We start from the raw sequence: 21955 nt of genomic DNA on the forward strand, positions 1-21955 counted from the left end.
CCGCAGGGGCCCCGCCTCAGCCCTGTTCCTGTGCGATCCGGGCGAAGTCCGAGATCAGCGGTGCTCCACGCCCCGCCTCCCAGGCGAGGAACACCTGGTCGGGCTTGGCGTCGAGCACCGGCACATACGCGATGTCCGGGCGGGAGTACTGTTCGGCGACCGACTGCGGTACGAGCGTGATGCCGGTACCCGCCGCCACGCACTCGAACTTCTCCTCGATGGTCCGGATCGGCAGATCGTCCGGCCCCGGGTCGGAGTAGCGCAGCCACTGCTCGCCCTCCAGATCGGCCAGGACCAGCTCCCGCTTGCCGGCGAGCCGGTGGTCGGCGGGCAGCATCGCCACACGACTCTCGCTGAACAGCGGAACGAGCGTCAGGCCCTGCTCGCGGATCGGCCGTCGGACGTACGCGAGGTCCACCGTCCCATCCAGGACCAGCTGCTCCTGGTCGTCCCACTCGATGCGGCGCGCCTTGACCTCGACGTCCGGGTGCGCGGCGCCGAAGGCGCGCAGTGCGCCGGTGACGACGACGCCCGCCCGGAACCCGACGACGAGGCGGCGTGGTCCCCGGGCCGCCCTCAGCACCCGGCGCCGGGTGGCGTCCGCGGTCGCCAGCAGATGGCGTGCGTCGTCGAGGAGTTGCCGGCCCGCCGACGTCAGCGTCACCCCGTGGCTGTCCCGTTCGAAGAGGCAGGCGTCCAAGTCCTTCTCCAGTGCCCTGATCTGACGGCTCAGCACGGGCTGCGCGATGTGCAGGCTCTCGGCCGCGCGCCCGAAGTGCAGCTGTTCGGCGACCGCCGTGAAGTAGCGGACCTTCCGCAGGTCGAGATCCATGGCCGCCCCTTCCGTCGTACGGGTGGCGATGCCTTCAGGGTATCGCCGCAGCCGAAAGAGGTCTTGGACGGCCGGGGGGCCGCGGCCGCAGGCTGGATCACGTGGCACCGGAGTGGCGCCGCACCAGCGTGAAAGGGACATCGGTATGGCCTGCAAGGACAGCGGATCATCGTGATCGGCGGTACGTCCGGCATCGGACTGGCGGTCGCGGAGGGGGCCGCGCGGGAGGGTGCGGAGGTGGTGGTCGCCTCACGCCGGCAGCAGAGCGTGGACGCGGCTCTGCAGCGGCTGCCGCAGGGCGCCACGGGACGGCTGCTCGACGCGAGCGACGAGGACGCGGTGCGCGACTTCTTCCAGGGGATCGGCGTATTCGACCACCTGGTCTACACCGCCGGTGAGTCGCTGCTGCTGGAGAGCCTCGCGGACTCCGAACTGGCACGGGCCAAGCGCTTTCTCGACACCCGGCTGTGGGGCGCCTACACGGCCGTCAAGCATGGCGTGTCGTTCATCCGCAAGGGCGGTTCCGTGGTGCTCACCACTGGGACCGCGGGGCGCCGGCCGCTGCCCGGCTCCACCGTCGGGGCGAGCCTGTGCGGCGCGATGGAGTCGCTCACCCGGGCACTGGCCCTGGAGCTGGCCCCGATCCGGGTCAACGCGGTGTCACCCGGCGTGGTCCGCACCGACGTGTGGCGGGAGCTGCCGCAGGACGAACAGAGCGGGCTGTTCGAATCCTCCGCGGCGTCACTCCCCGTCGGCCGGGTGGGCGAGCCCGCCGACATCGCCGAGGCGTACCTGTACTTGATGCGCGGCGGCTACAGCACCGGGTCCGTGGTGGTCGTGGACGGCGGCGGGGTGCTGGTGTGACGGTCAGCCGCGGGTGAGGCGCAGCTGGGCGGCGGTCACGACCGATCCCAGCCGCGGGAAGTCGAGCCTGACGGACGCCTCGTGCTCAGCGGCGGTGAACGCGCTCATGGCGTCCTCAACGAAGACGAGGTCGTAGCCGAGGTCCGCGGCGGCGCGGGCGGTGGACTCGACGCCCAGGTTGGTGGCGATACCGCCGAGCACCACGGTGGTGATGCCCCGCTCGCGCAGTCTTTCGTCCAGGCCCGTGCCCTGGAAGCCGCCGATGGTCCGCTTCACCACCTCCAGGTCGCCCTCCCGGAGCAGGCCGGGCACCAGTCCGCTGCCGGGCGGCTGTTCGGCGACCGAGGGACGCTCGACCCGGATCAGGACGACAAGGGCGCCGGCCGAGCGGAACACGGCCGCCAGTTCCTCGGCCGTGGCGAGGACTTCGGTGCCCTTGCGGGGCTCCAGCGGCAGGGCGACGATGCGGTCCATCAGATCGACGAGCACGAGGGCGGTGCGCGCGGGATCAAGTGCGTGGGGTGCGGTCATGACGGAACGTTAAACCCCCATCACTCGTTCGTACCGGAAATCCGGATCGACGGGCCCGTGAACGGGTCACGAACGAGGCCCTCAGCCGGAGCGCGTCCCCGTACCGACCGCCGTACGTGACACCGGGACGGTCCGGGTGCCGGCCTCCCGCGGCTGGGGGTCGCGGGAGCGGCGCTTGGCGATGACGGCGCAGACCATGAGCTGCATCTGGTGGAAGAGCATCAGCGGCAGGACGGCCAGGGAGGCGTGCGCGCCGAAGAGGACGCTCGCCATGGGCAGTCCCGAGGCGAGAGACTTCTTGGACCCCGCGAACTGGATGGCGATGCGGTCCTCGCGGCCGAAGCCCAGCGCCCGGCCGCCGTACCAGGTCAGGGCGAGCATCGCGGCGAGCACCGCACCCTCCACGACGAGCAGGCCGCCCAGCCGCAGCGGGCTCACCTGGTGCCAGACGCCCTGGACCACGCCTTCGCTGAAGGCGGTGTAGACGACCAGCAGGATCGAGCCGCGGTCGACGAGGCCGAGGACCTTCTTGTGCCGGGTGATGAAGCCGCCGATCCAGCGCCTGAGCACCTGGCCCGCGAGGAACGGCACCAGCAGCTGGAGCACGATCTTGACGAGCGAGTCCGCGGAGAAGCCGCCGCCGCTGTTGCCGAGCAGGGCCGCCGCGAGCAGCGGGGTGATGACGATGCCGGCGAGGGAGGAGAAGGAGCCCGCACAGATGGCGGCGGGCACATTGCCGCGCGCGATCGAGGTGAAGGCGATCGAGGACTGGATGGTCGACGGGACGAGGGTGAGGAAGAGCAGCCCGGTGTAGAGGTTGTCCGTCAGGAGCACGGGCACCAGACCGCGTGCGGCGAGACCCAGCAGCGGGAAGATCACGAAGGTGCAGACCAGCACGGTGGTGTGGAGCCGCCAGTGCCTCAGCCCCGCCAGGGCCTCATGGGTGGAGAGCCGTGCCCCGTACAGGAAGAAGAGGAACGCGATCGCCGTGGTGGAGGCGCCCGACGCGACATCGGCCATCGTGCCCCGCGCCGGGAACAGGGCCGCTACACCCACGGTCCCCAGCAACAGGAGGATGTACGGGTCGACGGGCACCCAACGCGGCCAGTGCAGGCGTTTCACTGTGCTCCATTGCTTCGCTGTGCGTTCGCTGTTCGTCCGTGCCGGGCACGGACGTGACCTCTCCATGGTCCTCCTCCGGTCCGCGATCGGGAATCCCGCATACCGCTCTGACTGTCATCACGTTTCCCGATAGCCTTGAGGCATGTACGACCCCTCCCAGCTGCGTACCTTCCTGGCCGTCTCCCAGACGCTCAGCTTCACGCAGGCTGCTCGGCGGCTCGGCGTGCGCCAGTCGACGGTGAGCCAGCACGTACGGCGGCTGGAGGAGGCAGCCGGCCGGCAGCTGTTCTCCCGGGACACCCACTCCGTGGAGCTGACCGAGGACGGCGAGGCGATGCTCGGCTTCGCGCGGCGCATCCTCGAGGTCCACGAGCAGGCGACCGCCTTCTTCACCGGGACACGGCCGCGCGGGCGGCTGCGGTTCGGCGCCTCGGAGGACTTCGTGCTGACCCGGCTGCCCGAGATCCTGGAGGGCTTCCGGTACGACCACCCCGAGGTGGACCTGGAGCTGACGGTCGAGCTCTCGGGCACACTGCATGAACAGCTCGCGGCCGGCCGGCTCGACCTGGTGCTCGCCAAGCGGCGGCCCCAGGACCCGCGCGGTGACCTGGTCCGGCACGACAGACTGGTGTGGATCGGCGCGGAGCGGCTGCGCGTGGACCCCGACCGCCCGGTTCCACTGATCGTCTATCCACCGCCGGGCATCACCCGCACCCGGGCCCTCGCGGCACTGGAGGAACAAGGCCGCGCCTGGCGCATCGTGTGCACGAGCGGCAGCCTCAACGGCCTGCTCGCGGCGGCACGAGCAGGTCTCGGTGTGATGGCGCACTCCCGGGGGCTGGTCCCACCGGGCCTGGTGCGCGTCACCGAGCGCGCGGGCCTGCCCGACCTGGGCGAGGTCGACTTCGTCCTGGTGCACGCAGAGCGCCCCGGCCCGGCACGCCACGCGGCAGAGGCACTGTCGTCGGCGATCCTGGCCGGCGGGGACCGGCTGCACGGTCGCTGACACTCGCCCCCAAGAGAGGCCGCGTCGCGATCATCGCCCAGTGTGTTCGCATCGATACTGAGCGCATGCGGATCGAACACGACCCCGAGGCGATGAGCAGCGCGGACTTCTACAGGTTCCTGACATCGGCCGTGATTCCCCGGCCGATCGCCTGGATCTCCACGGTCACTGCGGACGGCAGCAGCGAGAACCTCGCCCCGCACTCCTTCTTCAGCATCGCCAGCACCGACCCGCCGATCGTGCAGTTCACCTCGATCGGCCGGAAGGACACGCTGCGCAACGTCGAGGACACCGGGGAGTTCGTCGTCAACTTCTCCGCCGAGCCGCATCTGGATCTGATCAACGCCACCGCCATCGACTACCCCCGGTCGGTCAGCGAGTTCGACACCGCCGGCATCGAACGCGAAGCCAGCAGGCGCGTGCGCCCACCGAGGGTGGCCGTCTCCCCTGTGGTCCTGGAGTGCCGTTCGCACACCACACTGCGGATGGGCAACTCCACCCTGGTCTTCGGACGGGTGGTCCACGCCGCAGTCGACGAGGACCGCCTCGTCGACGGCCGTCCCAGCAGCGCTCTGCTGCGCCCGCTCACCAAGCTCGGCGGCGACGAATGGGGCACCCTGGGCGAGGTCCTGCACCTGAGGCGCATCCCGTACGAGGAGCCTTCCGCCGACTGATCCCGGGCGGCACGCCGACCGGCGTTCAGGAGCCCGCTCCCGAGGGCTTCCCGCGGTGTGCGACGTGCACGATGGCCGTCGAGGCGGCGATCCGGTCGAGGCTGAAGACGGCTGCGAAGCAGAACACCACCCAGGCCGAGAGGATCGTCACTCCGTCCGCGACCCCGTCGTTGTGGAAGTAGGCGAGCCCTGAGTTGCTCGCCGAGCGTGGGTTCGAGCGCACCACCGTGCGGGACATCGGCGAACGGGCGGGAGTGGACCAGGCCCTGATCGCCCGATATTTCGGGGGCAAGACCCAGCTCAACATCGCCGTGCTGGACGCCGAAATAGGCCACCAGGTCCCGCAGGACCTACTCCACCCCGGACGCGTGCTCGCGCTCCTCGACCGCGTCCGGCAGCACGGTCCGGGCCCCGTTTTCCAGGCCGCGGTCCAGGGGCCAGGATGCGGCGGTCCAGAACGCCGCACGGGAGGAACTGCGGCGCCGGTTGGTCGACCGTTCCTAGGGACTGAGCATGAGGTGTACAGGCTCAGTCGGACGCTCCGAACGGTGTTGGGCGTCCTGGTCTCCCGCTTTCGCGCCGCGTCTGGTCCCATTGGATCGACTCGCTGGCGGCGGCCGACCCGGAGGAACTGGTTCCCTTGGTGGAGCAGTTGCTCGGCCCGTGAACGGCGTTGACGTCGCTGTTGCCACGGCGACCAGAATCAGATCGCGATCAGCGTCGAGCCGGCTGTGGTGATGTATTGGTGCGACTTGAATCCTCCCCCAGCTGAAGGACTCCGTTGGGAAATCCGTGAAACGGCCGCATAGGCGGTGCTTATGCGGCCGTTTCACGGATTTCCCAACGGAGTCCTGAAGGCCGGGGCGTCCTCGGAGGCATTTGGTGAACAGGCCCTCTGCCCGACACCGCGGGCAGAGTGCCTTGCGTGCGGGGTTGCGTACGGGCTCTCTCAGCGCTTGGTGGTGCTGTTGAACAGCGAGCGCGACCAGACATAGCCGATCAGGGTGATGCCGGCGCACCAGGCGAGCGAGATCCAGCCGTTGTTGCCGATCTCCGAGCCGGAGAGCAGGCCGCGCAGGGTCTCGGTCATCGGCGTGAACGGCTGGTACTCGGCGAACCAGCGCAGGCCCGGCGACATCGAGTCGGCCGGTACGAACGCCGAGCCGAGGAACGGCAGGAACTGGATCAGCAGCGGCTTGTTGCTCGCGGACTCGACGGTCTTGGAGATCAGCCCGAGCGCCACCGACAGCCAGGTCACCGCGAAGGCGATGGCCGTGAGGAGGCCGGCCGCGGCCAGCCACTCCAGCGGGGTCGCCCCGGACCGGAAGCCGACTGCGAGTGCGACGCCCACGACCGGGACCATGCACACCATCGTCTGGATGACGCTGCCGATGACATGCCCCGTCATGAACGACGAGCGCGTGATGTTCATGGTGCGGAAGCGGTTGATGATGCCCTCGGTCATGTCGGAGCAGACTGCGATCGAGGTCGACATCGAACCGGCGGCCACCCCCATGATGATGATGCCGGGGGTGAGGTAGTTCACGTACGTGCCCCGGCCGCCGCCCATGCCGGCGCCGATCGAGTCACCGAAGGCGTAGACGAACAACAGAAGCATCAGGATCGGCATCAGGGCGCTGCCGAGCCCCACGGACGGGTAGCGGATCGCGTGCTTCAGGTTGCGTCGCAGCATCGTCATGGAGTCGTGCACGGCGTAGGTGAGGGTGCTCATCGCAGGGTCTCCTTGACGTGAAGCGGGGTGCTGGTGCCGGTTTCGGTGCTGCCGCGGCCGGTCAGTGCGAGGAACACGTCGTCGAGGTCGGGGGTGTGCACGGAGAAGTCGACGGACCGGATGCCGGCGGCGTCGAGCCGGTCGATCAGGACGCGCAGCGCGTCGAGGCCACCGTCGCCCGCCACGCGCAGGGCGAGGTTCTCGTCGTCCCGGGCCGCGCCGGGGAACGTGGCCGCCGCGCGCTCGAACTCGGCGGCGTCGGTGAACCGCAGCCGTACGTGGCTGCCGGGGATCTGCGCCTTGAGCTCGTCGGCGGTGCCCTCGGCGACGATCCGGCCGCCGTCGAGCACAGCGATCCGGTCGGCCAGCTGGTCGGCCTCGTCGAGGTATTGAGTGGTGAGGAAGACGGTGGTGCCGCCCGCGACCAGCGAGCGCACCGTGTCCCACATGGTGCGCCGGCTGCGCGGATCGAGCCCGGTCGTCGGCTCGTCCAGGAAGATCACCTGGGGGTCGCCGACCAGTGTCATGGCGAGGTCGAGCCGGCGCCGCATGCCGCCGGAGAAGGTCGCGGCCCGTTTGTCCGCGACGTCCGCGATGTCGAACCGCTGAAGCAACTCCCGGGCACGGAACCGTCCTGCACGCTTGCCGAGGCGCAGCAGGTCGGCCATGAGGAGCAGGTTCTCCTCGGCGGTGAGCAGGTCGTCGAGCGCGGAGAACTGCCCGGTGACGCCGATCGCGGCGCGCACCCCGTCCGGTGATGTGGCGATGTCGTGGCCCGCGACCTGGGCCTGCCCGCCGTCGGCGGCGATGAGCGTGGACAGGATCTGCACGGTGGTGGTCTTGCCGGCGCCGTTCGGCCCGAGCAGAGCGAACACGGTCCCGGCCGGGATTCGCAGATCGATGCCGTCCAGGACGGTCTTGTCGCCGTACGACTTGCGCAGGCCGATGGTGGAGACGGCGGCGGGCGACTGCGAACCGTCGCCCCGCCTGGACGTGGGCATGACAGATGAAGGCATGGAGCCCTCCCGTTCGAAGGGTGGAGTGACGGGGAGAAGTGGGCGAGTTGGCGGGCCGGCGCTCAGGCCCGGGCGCGGCGCACGTCGATGTTGCCCCAGCGGGTACGGGCGCGGACCTCGACGGTGTCCTCGCTCTCCTCCGGGGCCTCGGAGGCGGCGAGCGTGTTGCGCACCTGCCCTCGCTCGGAGCTGACGTCGAGCCAGGCGGCGGTGCCCTCGCGGATGCCGACCTCGATGGCGCCGTAGGCGGTCTCCAACTGGACGGTTCCGCAGGCGACTTCGTCGACGCGCAGGGTGCCGTGGGCGGTGGTGGCGGTGACCGAGCCCTCGGCGCGCGTGATGTCGATGTTGCCGTGGGCACCGCTCACCTGCAGGTCGCCGATCGCGGCCCCGACGGTCGTGGTGCCGTGCGAGTTCTTCAGGACGGCGGGGCCGTCGACGGTGCCGACCCGCAGGCTGCCGAAGCTGGTGACGACCTCGGCCATCCCCTCGACCCGGTCGACGGTGATCGAGCCGTGGGAGACCGTCAGCTGGAGCGGCCCGGTCGAGTCCAGGCGGACGTCACCGCCCGAGGCCTTCACCCGGACCTCGCCGAGCCGGCCCTCGCCGAGCACCTGGGTCCAGGAGCCGTTCATGTCGATGCGCGAGCCCGTGGGCAGGTCCACCGTCACGTCGACGGCGCCGCTGGGCCCGATGAGGCGGCGCTCTTTCGTCCTGACGGTCAGGACGCCGCTGGCGTAGGCGACCTCGGTCTGTTCGGCGGCCCGCACGTCCTTGTCCCTCTTCGGGTTGAGAGGCCGGACCTCGACGACCGTGTCGAGGCGGTCGCTCGCGGTGAACCGGATGGACCCGGCGCCCACGTGGGCGGTGACCGAAATCGGTTCGGGAGTGTCGAAAGAAGGCATGGCTGTACCGTCCTCTTGAGTCTTTGGGGTGTCCCCGCTGGTGGGACGTGGTGTGGGTGAGGCGGGGCGGGCGCGGCTAGCGCACCCAGCCCGTGAAGTTCTGTCCGATGGTGCGGGTCTTCTCCGGCGTACGCGGCCGCGTGCCCCCGTCGACCGCGGCCGACACGGCCCGCACCAGCCATGCGTTGACCGACAGGCCCTCGCGGCTCGCGGCCTCCTCGGCGCGCGCCTTGAGGTGGGCCGGCAGACGCAGATTGACGCGGGCGGTGCCGCCTTCGTCGCCTTCGGCGGGTGCCTGCACGTTGAGCGGTTCGACGGGCGCGACCGTCGCTTCAGTGGGGCCGCTGTAGGCGGGCGGCAGCGTCACCACGAAGTCGGGGTCGAGCCCGCGCAGCCGTACGTCGACCGAGCCGGGGGCGAGCTCGCGGGTGATCTCGTCCATCGCGGCGGAGAGCACATTGAGCATGGTCAGACGGGTCGCCGACTCCAGAGGAGCGGTGAGCCGCTCGGCCAGCTCACGGGCGTCTTCCCCGCCGGCTTCGGCGGCGACCGCAAGTTCGCGGCGGAGGGTGTCGACATACGGGGTGAGGTCCATGACGTCATGGTGGCACCACTATGGCGCCACATGCAACCCCGAATGGCACCGCACGTCGGACAAGCCTGAGAACCACCGCTCTGGCCTGCGGAAACATAATGGGACCAGCCTGACCACTGTGGCGCCACGCGCGATTGCGCGCTCTCGAAAACATGGAATGGCACCAGGACGGCACTGGATGGCACCAAGTGGCACCACGCGGCGCCATGTGATGCCATGCGGGTCGCAAGGGGGTGGTGTGCGTGCCCCCTCGCCGTCTGCGCGCCGAGGGGACCGCGCACGCACCGGGCGGCCCCGGCCCGGTCGGGGCTGTGGTCAGCGGGGCAGGGGTTGGTAGGTGAGTTGTTTGACCCGGCGCAGGACCGGTGTCGTCTCCACCTGCTGGACCCCCTCCAGACAGCCGAGGGGGCCGCTCAGATAGGCGTACAGCGCCCGTGTGTTCCTGGCCAGTGCGGTCGCGACGATGTTCGAGGGGCCGGCAGTCGCGGAGGCGTGGGCGATCTCGTCGTGGGCGGCGAGGGCTTCACCGACGGATCGCAGGGCGGCCGGGGCGGCGGTGATCCAGAGGACGGCCGCGACCGGATGGCCCAGGAGATCGGGGTTGCACTCCGAGTCGATGTACAGGGCGCCGGAGGCGAGCAGCGCGTTCAGGCGGCGTTTGACCGCCGACTCGGAACGGCCGGTGGCGCGCCGGAGTTCGGGGTAACCGGCGCGTCCGTCCCGCTCCAGTACGGCCAGCAGCGGCTCGTCCTCCGGGTCGAGGCCCACCTGCTCGGGACCAGGGGCCGGGTGGGGGCGCAGTGCGTCGATCTGATCGTCCGTGAGCGCGGCGAACTTGCGGATCCAGCCGTGGGCCCCGCCGTAGAAGCGGTGGAGCAGCTGGTGGGCGCGGATCTCCACCACGCTGGGCGTGCGCGGCAGTTTGCCGAGCAGCAGGTCGTCGTGGTCGCCGCGAGTGCGCGGCCGGGTCAGGCACAGGACCTCGGTGCCGCCGGAGGCAAGCCCGATCCAGTTGGTGTCGGGGCGTTTGGCGAGCGCGTCCGCGATGGTCAGCGCGGTGTCCGGGGCGCAGCGCACCCGCAGCATCCACTGCTCCTGGCCCAGCCGGTGGGCGTCACGGACACCCACGACCCGCAGCCCGCCGTCGGCACGCAGCCTGCGGAAGCGGCGCGCGACGGTCTGGTCGGAGACGCCGAGTACCCCGCCGATCCGGCTGAAGGAGGCCCGGCCGTCGACCTCCAGGGCCGAGAGGAGTTGCAGATCGAGTCTGTCGAGGGTGTGGGATTCCATCTCCGTCGGCCCCTTCTCTGTCGGGTTCCGGCGTTCATGTATCCGCTTCCGCTGAGATCGGCCGCCGTCCGCTCATCGTAGGGAGTCATGCGCATACATCGCACGAGGAGTTGGGACATGCGGGCATGGAAGCCGCTCACGGCGGTGTGCCTGAGCACGTTCATGTTGCTGGTGGACGTGACGATCGTGGTCGTCGCGCTGCCGGACATGGCGCGGTCGCTGCACGCGTCGCTGAGTGATCTGCAGTGGGTGGTCGACGGATACGCGCTCGCGCTGGCGGCGTTGCTGCTGGCGGCCGGGGCCGCGGCGGATGTGCTCGGGCGGCGCCGGGTGCACGTCGCGGGCGTGGTGGTGTTCGCGGTGGCGTCGCTGATGTGCGGGCTCGCGTCCGGGCCCGGGACTCTGGTGGCCGCGCGGGCGGTGCAGGGCATGGGCGCGGCCGGGATGTTCGCGACGACGCTGCCGTTGCTCGGCTCGGTATATCAAGGGCGGCAGCGCTCGGCGGCGCTCGGTGTGTGGGGCGCGGTCAGCGGCGTGGCCGCGGCGGTGGGCCCCGCGCTCGGCGGACTGCTCACCGAGGGGCCGGGTTGGCGGTGGATCTTCTTCGTGAATCTGCCGGTCAGTGTGGCCGCTGTGTGGATGACGCTGCGGGCGGTCCCGGAGTCGCGGGGAGCCCACGGCAGGCGGATCGACTGGGCGGGCACGGTCATGATCGCGGGGTTCGCGGGCGGGACGACCTACGCTGTGGTGCGCGCCGGGGAGAGCGGCTGGACCGCGTCGGTGACGCTGGGCTCGTTCACGGTCGCCGCGCTGGCTCTGATGTTCTTCGTGCTGGTGGAGCTGCGGTCGACGCATCCGCTGCTGGACCTCTCCCTGCTGCGCAAGCCCGCGTTCGTGGGCGTGCTCGCGGGCGCGTTCGCCTTCAGCGGCGTGGCCTTCGGGGTGACGCCGTACCTCGCGATCTGGACGCAGACGCTGCTGGGCATGAGCCCGGTGCGCGGCGGACTGACGCTGCTGCCGCTGACGGTCGCCGCCATGGTGGTCGCGATCCTGGGCGGGCGCCTGCTGCACGGGGCGCCGGCCCGGCTGACCGTCGGCGGCGGGCTGCTGCTGATCGGCGCGGGCGCCCTCTGCCAGACGGTGCTGGATGCGGGCAGCGACTGGACCGCGCTCATCCCGGGGCTCGTCGTGGTGGGCATCGGCACCGGCTTCGTGTCGCCGTCGGTCGCCGGAGCGGCGCTCGCCTCGGTGCCACCGGAGCGGGCGGGCATGGCGGGCGGCGCGGTGAACACGGTCCGCCAGTTGGGGTACGCGCTGGGGGTCGCCGCCTTCGGCACCGTACTGACTTCCCGGATGCGGGACACGTTGCCACGCGATGCGGCGCACACCCTGGCGAGTGGAGGTGCCGGCGCCCTGCGTGGCGGATTCTCCGAGCATGTGCTGCGCACCGCGTTCGCCTCCGGTCTCGACGCGGCTCTGCAGGTCGCGGGTGTGGCGGGCGTGATCGCGGGCACGCTGGTCCTCATGCTGGTGCGGCAGCCAAAGAAGGCAGTGACACAATCGGCGCCCCATCCGCTGAAGGAGTCGGTGCCGCGGGGCTGAACGCGGGGGCGGTGGTCCGTGCGACCCCGGCCACCGCCCCGTCGCTACTGGCCGGTAGAGTGCCGCGTGCGGTAAGCGCGCCGTACAGATTCCGTGGAGATTGCGGGCCAGGAACCTACGCGGCCGTAAGGAATTCTGTCCGCTCCTTCCCCCTTGTGCGGTTATCTTCCCGGCTGACTTGTGCGTTTGCCACGAGTGCCCGGGATTTCGCCCCTCTCCCGCCCGGCCCCCCGGTGGGGTAGCTTTCACGGCGCTGTGCGGAGCGCCACAAGGAGCGGGGATTGCACGAGTTCACCAACCCTCAACTGGCATCGGCGCCGCCGGTGGGCGGTCTGGCCGACGTCGTCTTCGACTATGCCCAGGAAGATCCGCTCCGTGTCGCGCTCGGCCGCAAGGACGACGAGGGCCAGTGGCGCGATGTGACCGCCGCCGAGTTCCGCGACGAGGTCCTCGCCCTCGCCAAGGGTCTGCTGGCCCAGGGCGTCCGGTTCGGGGACCGGGTCGCGATCATGTGCCGTACGCGGTACGAGTGGACGCTCTTCGACTTCGCGCTGTGGACGATCGGCGCCCAGGTGGTGCCCATCTATCCCACCTCCTCGGCCGAGCAGGTCTTCTGGATGCTCCACGACGCCCAGGTGACGGCCGCGATGGTGGAGCACGAGGACCACGCGATGACGATCGCCACGGTCATCGACCGGCTGCCGCAGCTGCACCGGCTGTGGCAGCTCGACGTCGGCGCCGTGCAGCAGCTGTACGACGCGGGCGCGCACATCGAGGACGAGGTGGTCCACCGGCACCGGCAGGCGGTCACCCCCGACTCGACGGCGACGATCATCTACACCTCCGGCACCACCGGCCGCCCCAAGGGCTGTGTCATCTCGCACGGCAACTTCATGTTCGAGGGCGACACGGTCATCGAACGCTGGGAGCCGGTCTTCCACTCCAAGAAGGGCGACGAGGCCTCCACCCTGCTCTTCCTGCCCCTGGCCCATGTCTTCGGGCGGATGGTCGAGGTCGCCTGCATCCGCGGCCGGGTCAAGATCGGCCACCAGCCGCAGCTGAACGCGGCGGCGCTGCTGCCCGACCTGGCCGCGTTCAGGCCGACGTTCTTCCTCGCCGTGCCCTACATCTTCGAGAAGGTCTTCAACGCGGCCCGCCGCAAGGCCGAGAAGGAGGGCCGCTCCGGCCCCTTCGAGAAGGCGGTCGAGGTCGCCGTCAAGTACGCGGACGCGATCGAGGCGAAAGCCTGGGGCATCGGCCCCGGCCCGTCGGCGGGCCTGCGCATGCAGCACCAGTTCTTCGACAAGGTCGTCTACACCAAGATCCGTGCCGCGATGGGCGGCCGGGTGCGGCACGCCATGTCCGGCGGCTCGGCGATGGACCGCAGGCTCGGGCTGTTCTTCGCCGGTGCCGGGGTCCAGATCTACGAGGGGTACGGCCTGACCGAGTCGACGGGGGCGGCGACCGCCAACCCGCCCGAGCGCACCCGGTACGGCACGGTGGGCCAGGCCATCCCGGGCACGACCGTGCACATAGCCGACGACGGAGAGGTCTGGCTGCACGGCGGCCATGTCTTCCAGGAGTACCTCAACAACCCGAAGGCCACCGACGAGTCCCTGCACGACGGCTGGCTCGCCACCGGAGACCTGGGCTCGCTCGACGAGGACGGCTTTCTCACCATCACCGGGCGCAAGAAGGAGATCCTGGTGACCTCGGGCGGCAAGAGCGTCTCGCCCGGGGTGCTCGAGGAGCGGGTGCGGGACCATCCGCTGGTCGCCCAGTGCATCGTGGTCGGCAACGACCGCCCGTACATCGCCGCGCTGGTCACGCTCGACGGGGAGGCCGTGGAGCACTGGCTGCAGATGCGGGGCAAGCCCAGGATGTCCCCGTCCCAGCTTGTGCGCGACTCCGATCTGGAGACCGAGGTGCGACGTGCCGTGGTCGCCGCGAACACCTTGGTCTCGCAGGCCGAGTCGATCCGCACCTTCCGTATCCTCGCGCACCAGTTCACCGAGGAGCACGGCCTGCTCACCCCGTCGCTGAAGCTGAAGCGCAAGGCGATCGAGAACGCGTACGCGACCGAGGTGGAGGCGTTGTACCGGGCCTGAGCCCGGCGCGCCGCCCCGGCGGCGACGGGTGGTCGATGGTCACTCGGAAGATCAAGTCGGACCCGTCCGCCGCACCTCTGCTCGTCTCGATCGGTGGATGGGCGCGGCGGGCGAATCCGGGCGTGCCGTGCTGCCCGGCGGTGGTTCGGTGCCGGACGGACGGGGCGGGGACGACGCCCGGTTCGACGGCTTACCCCAAGGTGTCGGTGTGCTGTTCGCCGGTCAAGTCTACTGACCGACTGATCAGTTTCCATCGTCGAGGAGTCAAGGTTCTCCTAGACCCTGTCCTCCGATGTCTCCCGAATGAGCGGTTCCGGTCGGCGCGCCGCGGACACCTTCTCGTTCATGTGCGCATACCTGCTTCCGCATGGGGCGGAGTGGATGAGCCCAGAAAGGCCCAGGCAGGCAGCATGTACACATGCTTGCACCGCGTTCAACGACGCGTTCGGTCGCGATACAGAGTTACGGGATGACCGGACCCGGTCAATGCCCTGGACCGAGAAGGTCGGTTCCATGTCAGGCCGATCTGCTGCTCTCCGCCGGGATACGGCGCGGAAACGACCGGCCAGGAATGCACGACGGGCTGTGATCGTTGACGATGGACGTACCAGCCGACGACTGAAGGATCGAGAGTTCGTGAGCAGCAAGGTCCCCCCGATCATCCTGAACAACGGCGTCGAGATGCCCCAGCTGGGCTTCGGCGTCTGGCAGGTGCCGGACGACGAGGCGGAGACCGCCGTGGCCACCGCCCTGGATGCCGGGTACCGCAGCATCGACACAGCAGCGATCTACGGCAACGAAGAGGGTGTGGGCCAGGCGGTGGCAGCCTCCGGGATCCCGCGCCAGGACCTCTTCATCACCACCAAGCTCTGGAACAGCGACCAGGGGTACGACGCCACGCTGCGCGCCTTCGACGTGTCGCTGGAGAAGCTCGGCCTGGAGTACGTGGACCTCTATCTGATCCACTGGCCGCTGCCCTCGAGGGGCAAGTTCGTCGACACGTACAGGGCTTTCGAGAAGATCTACGGCGACGGCCGCGCGAAGGCGATCGGTGTCTCCAACTTCCTCCCGGAACACCTCCGGACGCTGATCGCCGAGACCTTGGTCATCCCGGCGGTCAACCAGATCGAGCTGCACCCGCGCCTGCAGCAGCACGCGGCGCGCGAGTACCACGCCGAGCAGGGCGTCGCGACCGAGGGCTGGTCCCCACTGGGGCAGGGCAGGGGCCTTCTGGAGGTCCCGGCGATCGTCGCCATCGCACAGAAGCACAACCGCACGCCGGCCCAGGTCGTGCTGCGTTGGCACCTCCAGCTCGGGAACATCGTGATCCCGAAGTCGGTGACTCCGGCCAGGATCAGGGAGAACATCGAGGTCTTCGACTTCTCGCTGGACGTCGAGGACATGGGGGCGATCAGTGCGCTGAACGAGGACCGGCGTCTCGGCCCGGACCCGGCGACGTTCGACATGGGCTGACGGACGACATCCCGGCGACGCCCCGCGGACCGCTTGCCCGGCGGCTCCGAGGGGCGTCGCCGTGCGTTCCGGGGGCAGTCGCCGACCAGGACCGGCGAGCCTCGGGGCCGCACGCCTCAAGAGGCGTCGGGAGTCGCTCCACCCCACCGCGCACACGGGCGGCCCGTTTCCCGTCGGCTCTCAACTGACCGTATCTGTGGCCTCGTTGGGGCTTGACGCGGCCATGCCGACGGGTCCACCTTGTACGGCACCCGGTAAGGAAACTTTCCTAACAGAAGGATCCCCCACAGTGCGCACTCGAACACTGACCCTCGCCGCGGCCTCAGGCGCCGCGCTCCTCGCCACCGCCGTGCTCCCCACCAGCGCCTCCGGAGCGGCCGCTCCCAAGTCCGCTCAGGAGGGCACGGTCGGCGCCGCGGACCTGCTCGCGAAGGTGACGTCCTGTTCGCAGATATCGAACGGCAAGTACAAGACCGACGACGAGACCTCGGCCACCGTCCCCGTGTGCGGCAAGAACGGCGCAGTGTTCTGGAAGGCCGACATGGACATCGACTGCGACGGCCAGGTCACCGGCAAGTGCAACGGCGACACCGACCCCTGGTTCCAGGACGACACCGCCTTCCACCAGTCCGACGGCAAGCCCCTGCGCGCCGACTCCCTCCCGTACGTCGTCGTGCCGAGCGCGAGCAGCATCTGGAAGTACTCCAGCTCCGGCATCAAGGGCGGCGGCGTGGTCGCCGTCATCTACAACAACAAGGTCGAGTACGCCGTCGTCGGCGACACCGGCCCCACGAAGATCATCGGCGAGGCCTCGTACGCCACGGCCAACGCGCTCGGCATCGACCCCGACCCGGAGACCGGCGGCGCCGACTCCGGCGTGACGTACATCCTCTTCAAGAACTCGCAGGTGTCGCCGATCGAGAGTCACAGCGCTGCGGTGTCACTCGGCCAGTCGCTGGCCAAGCAGTTCATCCGGAACAACTGAACGGGCAGGGCCGACAAGCCCGGTACCGCGGGTACGCGCGGTACCGGGCGCCGGCACCCGTCAGCCGGGCGGCAGGGCTCAGGAGGCCCGGACGGCCGTGTACACCGTGTGCGCCTTCAGCACGAACACATCGCGCCTGCGGTGCACGCTCGCCTCGTCCTCCGGGTCGAGGAGCCGGTCGAGGGTGGCGCGGTCCTCGGCGTCGAGGCCGTCCGTGAGCGCATCCCTGAGCCGGGTCAGAGAGCCGGCCACATAAGCACGCGCCCGGTCCGTGACGGGTGCGGGAAGGTCCAGCAGGAAGCTGCGCGTGCCGGAGTGCTTCAGACCCGCGGCGGTCAGCAGAGCCGGCCAGTCCTCGGTCTCGGTCACGGCACCGGGCAGCGATTCCCGCATCCGTGCGAACCACTCCGTCTCCACGGCGTCGATCCGTGCCTGCAGACCGGGACGGCCGATACCGATGTCCCGGGGCAGGAACCGCGCGGGCAGTCCGCCCTCCAGCAGGGCCAGAGTGCCGCCGGGGGCCAGCCGCTCGGCGAACGCGGCCAGGGCGGCCCGCTGGTCACCGAGGTGGTGCAGGCTGTTGCTCGCCCACAGCAGATCGGCGGGGTAGTCCAAGTGACCCAGTGCGTCGGGGAGTTCGCCCGCGACGGTGGCGAAGCGATCGGCGAGGCCCAGGCGTGCGGCCCGGGCGCGCGCCCGCTCGAGGAGGGGCTCGGAGCCGTCCACCGCGACGACCCGCGCGCCCGGGAACGCCTCGGCGAACAGGCAGGAGACGACACCGGGTCCACTGCCCGTGTCGACGACCAGGCCGGGCGCGCTCACCTCCTCGGCCAGCCAGGCCATGACCCGCTCGTACAGGGGAGTGAACAGCTCTGCCTGTGCCTCGAGCAGGGGAGCCATGACGGCCCAGTCGATATCGGTGTGGTCGTCGTGGTGGTGCGCCATGGTGGTGAGCCTCTCGTCCGGAGGACCCCAGCCTGCGCCGACGCACCGGTGCATGGCCACTTCTGTTGCAGGAACGGCAAACGCGTACGCGGAAACGGCACGGCGTCCTCTGCCGCACGCCGCACCCGCAAAGAGAGCGCGTCCGGAAAACGGGATGCGTCCGTCCTCGGCCGTCTCCCACCATGGCCCCATGGCGGAAGAGTTGGTGGAGCGGTTTCTCGAGGACGGGTTCGTGAAGGTCGAGGGCGCCTTTCCGCCGCGGGTCGCCGAGGGCTGCGCGAGGCTGCTGTGGCAGGAGACCGGGTACGACCCGGACGACCCCCGGACCTGGAAGGACCCGGTGCACTGGGTGGGCGGAATGGCACAGGGCCCGTTCGCCGCCGCGCACAACTCCCCCGCTCTGCACGAGGCCTTCGACATGCTGGTCGGTGAGCGCCGCTGGGAGCCCCGCTACTCGCTCGGCAGCTTCCCGCTGCGGTTTCCGCACGCGGAGGAGCCGGACGACGCGGGCTGGCACATCGAGGGGAGCTATCTGCCCGACGGGGCCACCCTGTGGCACACGAACCTGTGGTCGAAGGGCCGCGCGCTGCTCATGCTCTTCCTGTTCACGGAGGTCACCGAGGGCGACGCGCCGACCCGCATCTGGGTCGGCTCGCATCTCGACGTGCCCCCAGTCCTCGAGCCGTACGGCGAAGGGGGCGCCTCGTTCCTGGAACTCGGCCCGAAGGTCGACGCTGCCTCCGCGCACCGCCCGCTCGCCCACGCCACCGGCCGCCCGGGCGACGTCTACCTCTGCCACCCCTTCCTCGTCCACGCCGCCCAGCCCCACCACGGCACACGCCCCCGCTTCATGGCCCAGCCGCCGCTGTACCCGGCGGTGCCGTACGAGTTGGAACGGGCGGACGGGAACCACTCCCCCGTGGAGTGCGCGATCCGCCGGGGCCTGGCCCGCGAGGGCTGACGCGGCGCGTCGCCCCCGACCACGGGAGGGTCCCTGGGGCTGCGGACCGCCCTCGTGGCGATCGCCTCGCCCCCACCGGTGCAGTAGAGGCGCGTGACCGACCACCCGTTTGACGCCATCACCCCCGACGCCATGACCGCCGCCCCCGGCGCCATCCGTCCCCCGTGGCAGGCGGTCATCAGATGTCGGGCTTCCCCGTGGAACCCACCGGGTTGTGCGTGGCCGACCGCGCCGGCGACTGCCGGGCACGGCTCGCTCGCCGCCATCGCCGCACGTCCGGTCGTCATGGCAGTCCGTGGTCAGCGCCCGAGAAGCGATAGAAAAGGTATATGCGTGAAATTTCGGGTCAGGACGGTCCTGGGACGGCTGGTACGTCCCGGTCCGACGGGCCCGGTCTGCCTCAGCGTCCGAGGGCGCGTTGGCCACGTCGCCTGGTGCGGCGGCTGAGCGTGCGCAGCCTCGCCGGCCAGGTCTTCCTCCTGCAGCTGGCGGTCGTGGTGCTCCTCGTCGTCGCCGCCCTGGCGGCTGTCGTGGTACAGGCCCGACGCGACATCATGGGCGAGGCCGAGCGCCGGACGCTCGCGACGGCCGAGACGTTCGCCCACTCGCCGGGGATCGCGGCGGCCCTGAAGAGCCCCGACCCCACCGCACACCTGCAGCCGTACGCCGAGGCCACCAGGAAGACCGCGGGCGTGGACGCCGTCATCGTCTACGGGCTGGACGGCGTCACCCTCACCCACAGCGATCCGAGCCAGATCGGCAAGCATGTCATCGGCCCCTACGCGCCGGCCGCGATGGGCAAGGCGTTCACCAGGACCTTCCAAGGCTCCCTGGGGCTTTCCGTGGTCTCGGCGGCGCCCGTCCAGGCTCCGGACGGCTCGGTGATCGCCGTTGTCGCCGTCCCCGTCACGGTCGACAAGGTGCGGGACCGGATGGACCGCCAGCTGCCGGTCCTCTTCGGCGGTGCCGCCGGGGCCATGGTCATCGCCGCGGCGGGGGCGGGACTCGTGAGCCGCCGGCTGCGACGGGTAACCCATGGCCTCGGCCCGGCCGAGATGACCCGGATGTACGAGCACCATGACGCGGTCCTGCACGCCGTACGGGAGGGGGTGCTGATCCTCGGCGGCGACGGCCGGCTGCTGCTGGCCAACGACGAGGCACGGCGTCTGCTGGACCTTCCCGTCGACGCGGAAGGGCGCCTCGTGAACGATCTGGGTCTGGAGGGGGATCTCGCCGAGTTGCTGGCCTCCGAGCGGCCGGCCACCGACGAGGTGTACCTGGCGGGCGACCGGCTGCTGGCCGTCAACAAACGGCCCACCGCGCCGCGCGGACCGCTCGGCAACGTGGTGACGTTGCGGGACACCACCGAGCTGCGGGCCCTCTACGGCAGGGCCGAAGGAGCGCGGGAACGGCTGCGACTGCTCTACGACGCAGGGGCGCGGATCGGCACCACACTCGATGTGCGACGCACCGCCGAGGAACTCGCGAAGGTGGCCGCGCCCCGGTTCGCCGACGGCGTCACCATCGAGCTTCTGGATTCCGTACTGCACGGTGAGGAGTCCCCCGAGGTGAGCACGGAACTGCGCCGTGTCGCGGTCGCGGGCCTGGACGAGGACCAGCTCCTTCACCCCGTCGGCGCGCTGATCCGGTTCCCCGGCAGCCATCCCGTCGCGGCCGCCATGACCGAGAACCGGACGATCCTGGTCCGCGACCTGGGCACATGCGAAGGGTGGCGGGCCGAGGACCCCGAACGCGCCCGCCACATCCTCGGCAGCGGCCTGCGCTCCCTGCTCGTGGTCCCGCTGCGGGCCCGCGGGGCGGTGCTCGGAACCGCGGACTTCTGGCGGTCGCACAGCTCCCCGCGGTTCGAGGACGACGACGTGAGCTTCGCCGAGGAACTCGCCGTCCGGGCCGCGGTGTCCATCGACAACGCCCGCCGCTACACGCGGGAACACACCATGGCCGTCACCCTCCAGCACAGCCTGCTGCCACGCGGACTGCCGGAGCAGTCCGCACTCGAGGTGGCCTACCGCTATCTGCCGGCCGGGGGCCGCGGAGCGGGAGGGGCCGGGGTCGGCGGGGACTGGTTCGACGTGATTCCGCTGTCCGGCACCCGGGTCGCGCTGGTCGTCGGCGACGTCGTCGGGCACGGACTGCACGCCGCGGCGACCATGGGCCGGCTGCGCACCGCCGTGCACAACTTCTCCGGCCTCGACATGCCTCCGGAGGAACTGATGAGCCGGCTGGACGAGCTGGTGGCCCAGCTCGACGCACAGGAGGGCGACGCACAGGGCATGACCGGCGCGACCTGCCAGTACGCGGTCTACGACCCCACCTCCGGGAACCTGGCCATCGCCACCGCGGGCCACCCCGGACCGGCGGTGGTCCATCCCGACGGAAGCGTCGAATTCCCCCGGGTACCCGTCTCCACACCCCTGGGTCTTGGCCTCGGTCTGCCCTTCGAGAGCACCGAGCTGAGCGTGCCCGAACGCTCCCGGCTGGTGCTCTACACCGATGGACTGATCGAGGGCCACGACCATGACCCGGACGCCGGTCTGAGGGCCCTGCGCCGTGCTCTCACCGGCCCCGATCGCACCCCGGAGGCCACGTGTGCGGCGGTGATGGAGGCCGTGCTGCCCACTCAGCCCAGGGACGACATCGCGCTGCTGGTGGCCCGCACCCGCCGGCTGGACCCCTCCCGGATCGCCGACTGGCGGGTGCCGCGTGACCCGGCCGCAGTGGCCACCGTGCGCAACGACTGCGTCCGCCGGCTCACGGAGTGGGGCCTCGAGCACATGGCGTTCACCGCCGAACTCGTCCTCAGCGAGCTGATCACCAACGCGGTCCGCTACGGCAGCGAGCCCATCGGGGTCCGGCTGATCCGCGACCGCGCCCTGATCTTCGAGGTCTCCGACGGCAGCAGCACCTCTCCCAGGCTGCGCCGGGCGGCCGTCACCGACGAGGGCGGTCGGGGACTCTTCCTCGTCGCGCAGCTGACCGAACGATGGGGCACCCGCTACACGCCCACCGGAAAGGTCATCTGGGCCGAACAGCCCCTGCTGGACGGCGCCACGCCGGAGGCGGAGGAACTCGGCGACATCCTGCTCTCCCAATGGGACGACACGGCACTGTGAAAGCGCATTCCGAAAGGCCCGCGCGGCCGCACGGCACCACGCACGGGCACCACCGCCCGCGGCGCCCGCAGGCCTCCCATCCCGTGTCGGAGGCGCGGAGGACGCCGATGACAGGTTTCTTCGCCGGGGACCCGCCGTCGGGACGACCGGGTACACCGGCTCCCAAGACCGCCTCCCACG

Annotated in this window: 20 protein-coding genes; 10 read left to right on the forward strand and 10 right to left on the reverse strand. The window is 70.6% G+C overall.

The window, feature by feature from the left end; genetic code table 11:
* Positions 1-16 precede the first annotated feature (16 nt).
* A complete protein-coding gene (locus ACWDA7_RS14300; RefSeq protein ID WP_450604451.1) occupies positions 17-832 on the reverse strand; it encodes a LysR family transcriptional regulator in 816 nt (271 codons plus the stop codon).
* A gap of 171 nt (positions 833-1003) precedes the next feature.
* On the opposite strand from ACWDA7_RS14300, the gene ACWDA7_RS14305 reads away from it, so the two are divergent.
* Positions 1004-1696, forward strand: a complete 693-nt coding sequence (locus tag ACWDA7_RS14305; protein WP_450604452.1) for an SDR family oxidoreductase — start codon at positions 1004-1006, stop codon at positions 1694-1696.
* Between the two features lie 3 nt (positions 1697-1699).
* On the opposite strand, the gene ACWDA7_RS14310 is transcribed toward ACWDA7_RS14305, so the two are convergent.
* Together ACWDA7_RS14310 and ACWDA7_RS14315 are read right to left on the reverse strand one after the other, a co-directional pair.
* Complete coding sequence (locus ACWDA7_RS14310; protein WP_450604454.1) at positions 1700-2227, reverse strand: isochorismatase family protein; 528 nt, start codon at positions 2225-2227, stop codon at positions 1700-1702.
* A gap of 81 nt (positions 2228-2308) precedes the next feature.
* The gene (locus ACWDA7_RS14315; RefSeq protein ID WP_450604456.1) at positions 2309-3349 is read right to left on the reverse strand and encodes a bile acid:sodium symporter family protein; all 1041 of its coding nucleotides are present in this window, start codon (positions 3347-3349) and stop codon (positions 2309-2311) included.
* Positions 3350-3491: 142 nt separating this feature from the next.
* On the opposite strand from ACWDA7_RS14315, the gene ACWDA7_RS14320 reads away from it, so the two are divergent.
* Positions 3492-4355 (forward strand): LysR substrate-binding domain-containing protein, encoded by an 864-nt coding sequence (locus ACWDA7_RS14320; protein WP_450604457.1) that lies wholly within the window; start codon positions 3492-3494, stop codon positions 4353-4355.
* Between the two features lie 65 nt (positions 4356-4420).
* Complete coding sequence (locus ACWDA7_RS14325) at positions 4421-5029, forward strand: flavin reductase family protein (protein WP_450604459.1); 609 nt, start codon at positions 4421-4423, stop codon at positions 5027-5029.
* 25 nt (positions 5030-5054) lie between these two features.
* Here the strand turns inward: ACWDA7_RS14325 and ACWDA7_RS14330 are convergent, their stop codons facing one another.
* On the reverse strand, positions 5055-5267 hold the full coding sequence (locus tag ACWDA7_RS14330; RefSeq protein ID WP_450604460.1) for a hypothetical protein: 213 nt from the start codon (positions 5265-5267) through the stop codon (positions 5055-5057).
* Here ACWDA7_RS14330 and ACWDA7_RS14335 point away from each other — a divergent pair.
* Positions 5257-5706 (forward strand): helix-turn-helix domain-containing protein, encoded by a 450-nt coding sequence (locus ACWDA7_RS14335; RefSeq protein ID WP_450604462.1) that lies wholly within the window; start codon positions 5257-5259, stop codon positions 5704-5706. The two genes, ACWDA7_RS14330 and ACWDA7_RS14335, sit on opposite strands and share 11 nt — an antisense overlap.
* Before the next feature lie 272 nt (positions 5707-5978).
* Here ACWDA7_RS14335 and ACWDA7_RS14340 read toward each other — a convergent pair whose 3' ends face one another.
* From ACWDA7_RS14340 to ACWDA7_RS14360, 5 genes are all read right to left on the reverse strand, one after another.
* On the reverse strand, positions 5979-6761 hold the full coding sequence (locus ACWDA7_RS14340) for an ABC transporter permease (RefSeq protein ID WP_450604463.1): 783 nt from the start codon (positions 6759-6761) through the stop codon (positions 5979-5981).
* Complete coding sequence (locus ACWDA7_RS14345; RefSeq protein WP_450604517.1) at positions 6758-7762, reverse strand: ATP-binding cassette domain-containing protein; 1005 nt, start codon at positions 7760-7762, stop codon at positions 6758-6760. Before ACWDA7_RS14345 ends, ACWDA7_RS14340 begins: the two co-directional genes overlap by 4 nt.
* A 77-nt stretch (positions 7763-7839) precedes the next feature.
* On the reverse strand, positions 7840-8682 hold the full coding sequence (locus ACWDA7_RS14350; protein ID WP_450604465.1) for a DUF4097 family beta strand repeat-containing protein: 843 nt from the start codon (positions 8680-8682) through the stop codon (positions 7840-7842).
* A 76-nt stretch (positions 8683-8758) separates the two neighbouring features.
* Positions 8759-9277, reverse strand: coding sequence for a toxin-antitoxin system HicB family antitoxin (locus ACWDA7_RS14355; RefSeq protein WP_450604467.1), 519 nt, complete (start codon positions 9275-9277; stop codon positions 8759-8761).
* Between the two features lie 315 nt (positions 9278-9592).
* The gene (locus ACWDA7_RS14360; RefSeq protein WP_450604468.1) at positions 9593-10567 is read right to left on the reverse strand and encodes an Lrp/AsnC family transcriptional regulator; all 975 of its coding nucleotides are present in this window, start codon (positions 10565-10567) and stop codon (positions 9593-9595) included.
* A gap of 117 nt (positions 10568-10684) precedes the next feature.
* On the opposite strand from ACWDA7_RS14360, the gene ACWDA7_RS14365 reads away from it, so the two are divergent.
* From ACWDA7_RS14365 to ACWDA7_RS14380, 4 genes are all read left to right on the forward strand, one after another.
* Positions 10685-12169 (forward strand): MFS transporter, encoded by a 1485-nt coding sequence (locus ACWDA7_RS14365; RefSeq protein WP_450604469.1) that lies wholly within the window; start codon positions 10685-10687, stop codon positions 12167-12169.
* 281 nt (positions 12170-12450) lie between these two features.
* Positions 12451-14277 carry an AMP-dependent synthetase/ligase gene (locus ACWDA7_RS14370; protein ID WP_450604471.1) on the forward strand — a complete coding sequence of 609 codons (1827 nt, stop codon included), beginning with the start codon at positions 12451-12453 and terminating at the stop codon, positions 14275-14277.
* A gap of 636 nt (positions 14278-14913) precedes the next feature.
* Positions 14914-15750, forward strand: coding sequence for an aldo/keto reductase (locus tag ACWDA7_RS14375; protein WP_450604473.1), 837 nt, complete (start codon positions 14914-14916; stop codon positions 15748-15750).
* Positions 15751-16039: 289 nt separating this feature from the next.
* Positions 16040-16735: a glycoside hydrolase family 75 protein gene (locus ACWDA7_RS14380; RefSeq protein WP_450604475.1), complete on the forward strand. Its 696-nt coding sequence runs from the start codon at positions 16040-16042 to the stop codon at positions 16733-16735.
* A 78-nt stretch (positions 16736-16813) separates the two neighbouring features.
* On the opposite strand, the gene ACWDA7_RS14385 is transcribed toward ACWDA7_RS14380, so the two are convergent.
* Complete coding sequence (locus ACWDA7_RS14385) at positions 16814-17680, reverse strand: class I SAM-dependent methyltransferase (protein WP_450604477.1); 867 nt, start codon at positions 17678-17680, stop codon at positions 16814-16816.
* 190 nt (positions 17681-17870) lie between these two features.
* Here ACWDA7_RS14385 and ACWDA7_RS14390 point away from each other — a divergent pair, with 190 nt between their 5' ends.
* On the forward strand, positions 17871-18641 hold the full coding sequence (locus tag ACWDA7_RS14390) for a phytanoyl-CoA dioxygenase family protein (protein ID WP_450604479.1): 771 nt from the start codon (positions 17871-17873) through the stop codon (positions 18639-18641).
* 329 nt (positions 18642-18970) lie between these two features.
* Entirely contained in the window at positions 18971-21775 is a 2805-nt protein-coding gene (locus tag ACWDA7_RS14395; protein ID WP_450604480.1) for a SpoIIE family protein phosphatase, read from the forward strand.
* Positions 21776-21955: the final 180 nt, after the last annotated feature.

This window comes from Streptomyces sp. NPDC001156 (assembly GCF_053598275.1).

Excerpts from the sequence above, each read along its gene's own strand:
- ACWDA7_RS14355 (WP_450604467.1), bottom strand. The coding sequence starts at position 9,277 with ATGGACCTCACCCCGTATGTCGACACCCTCCGCCGCGAACTTGCGGTC.
- ACWDA7_RS14345 (WP_450604517.1), bottom strand. The coding sequence starts at position 7,762 with ATGCCCACGTCCAGGCGGGGCGACGGTTCGCAGTCGCCCGCCGCCGTC.
- ACWDA7_RS14330 (WP_450604460.1), bottom strand. The coding sequence starts at position 5,267 with ATGTCCCGCACGGTGGTGCGCTCGAACCCACGCTCGGCGAGCAACTCA.
- ACWDA7_RS14300 (WP_450604451.1), bottom strand. The coding sequence starts at position 832 with ATGGATCTCGACCTGCGGAAGGTCCGCTACTTCACGGCGGTCGCCGAA.
- ACWDA7_RS14350 (WP_450604465.1), bottom strand. The coding sequence starts at position 8,682 with ATGCCTTCTTTCGACACTCCCGAACCGATTTCGGTCACCGCCCACGTG.
- ACWDA7_RS14365 (WP_450604469.1), top strand. The coding sequence starts at position 10,685 with ATGCGGGCATGGAAGCCGCTCACGGCGGTGTGCCTGAGCACGTTCATG.
- ACWDA7_RS14385 (WP_450604477.1), bottom strand. The coding sequence starts at position 17,680 with ATGGCGCACCACCACGACGACCACACCGATATCGACTGGGCCGTCATG.
- ACWDA7_RS14325 (WP_450604459.1), top strand. The coding sequence starts at position 4,421 with ATGCGGATCGAACACGACCCCGAGGCGATGAGCAGCGCGGACTTCTAC.
- ACWDA7_RS14340 (WP_450604463.1), bottom strand. The coding sequence starts at position 6,761 with ATGAGCACCCTCACCTACGCCGTGCACGACTCCATGACGATGCTGCGA.
- ACWDA7_RS14320 (WP_450604457.1), top strand. The coding sequence starts at position 3,492 with ATGTACGACCCCTCCCAGCTGCGTACCTTCCTGGCCGTCTCCCAGACG.
- ACWDA7_RS14395 (WP_450604480.1), top strand. The coding sequence starts at position 18,971 with ATGCGTGAAATTTCGGGTCAGGACGGTCCTGGGACGGCTGGTACGTCC.
- ACWDA7_RS14310 (WP_450604454.1), bottom strand. The coding sequence starts at position 2,227 with ATGACCGCACCCCACGCACTTGATCCCGCGCGCACCGCCCTCGTGCTC.
- ACWDA7_RS14360 (WP_450604468.1), bottom strand. The coding sequence starts at position 10,567 with ATGGAATCCCACACCCTCGACAGACTCGATCTGCAACTCCTCTCGGCC.
- ACWDA7_RS14390 (WP_450604479.1), top strand. The coding sequence starts at position 17,871 with ATGGCGGAAGAGTTGGTGGAGCGGTTTCTCGAGGACGGGTTCGTGAAG.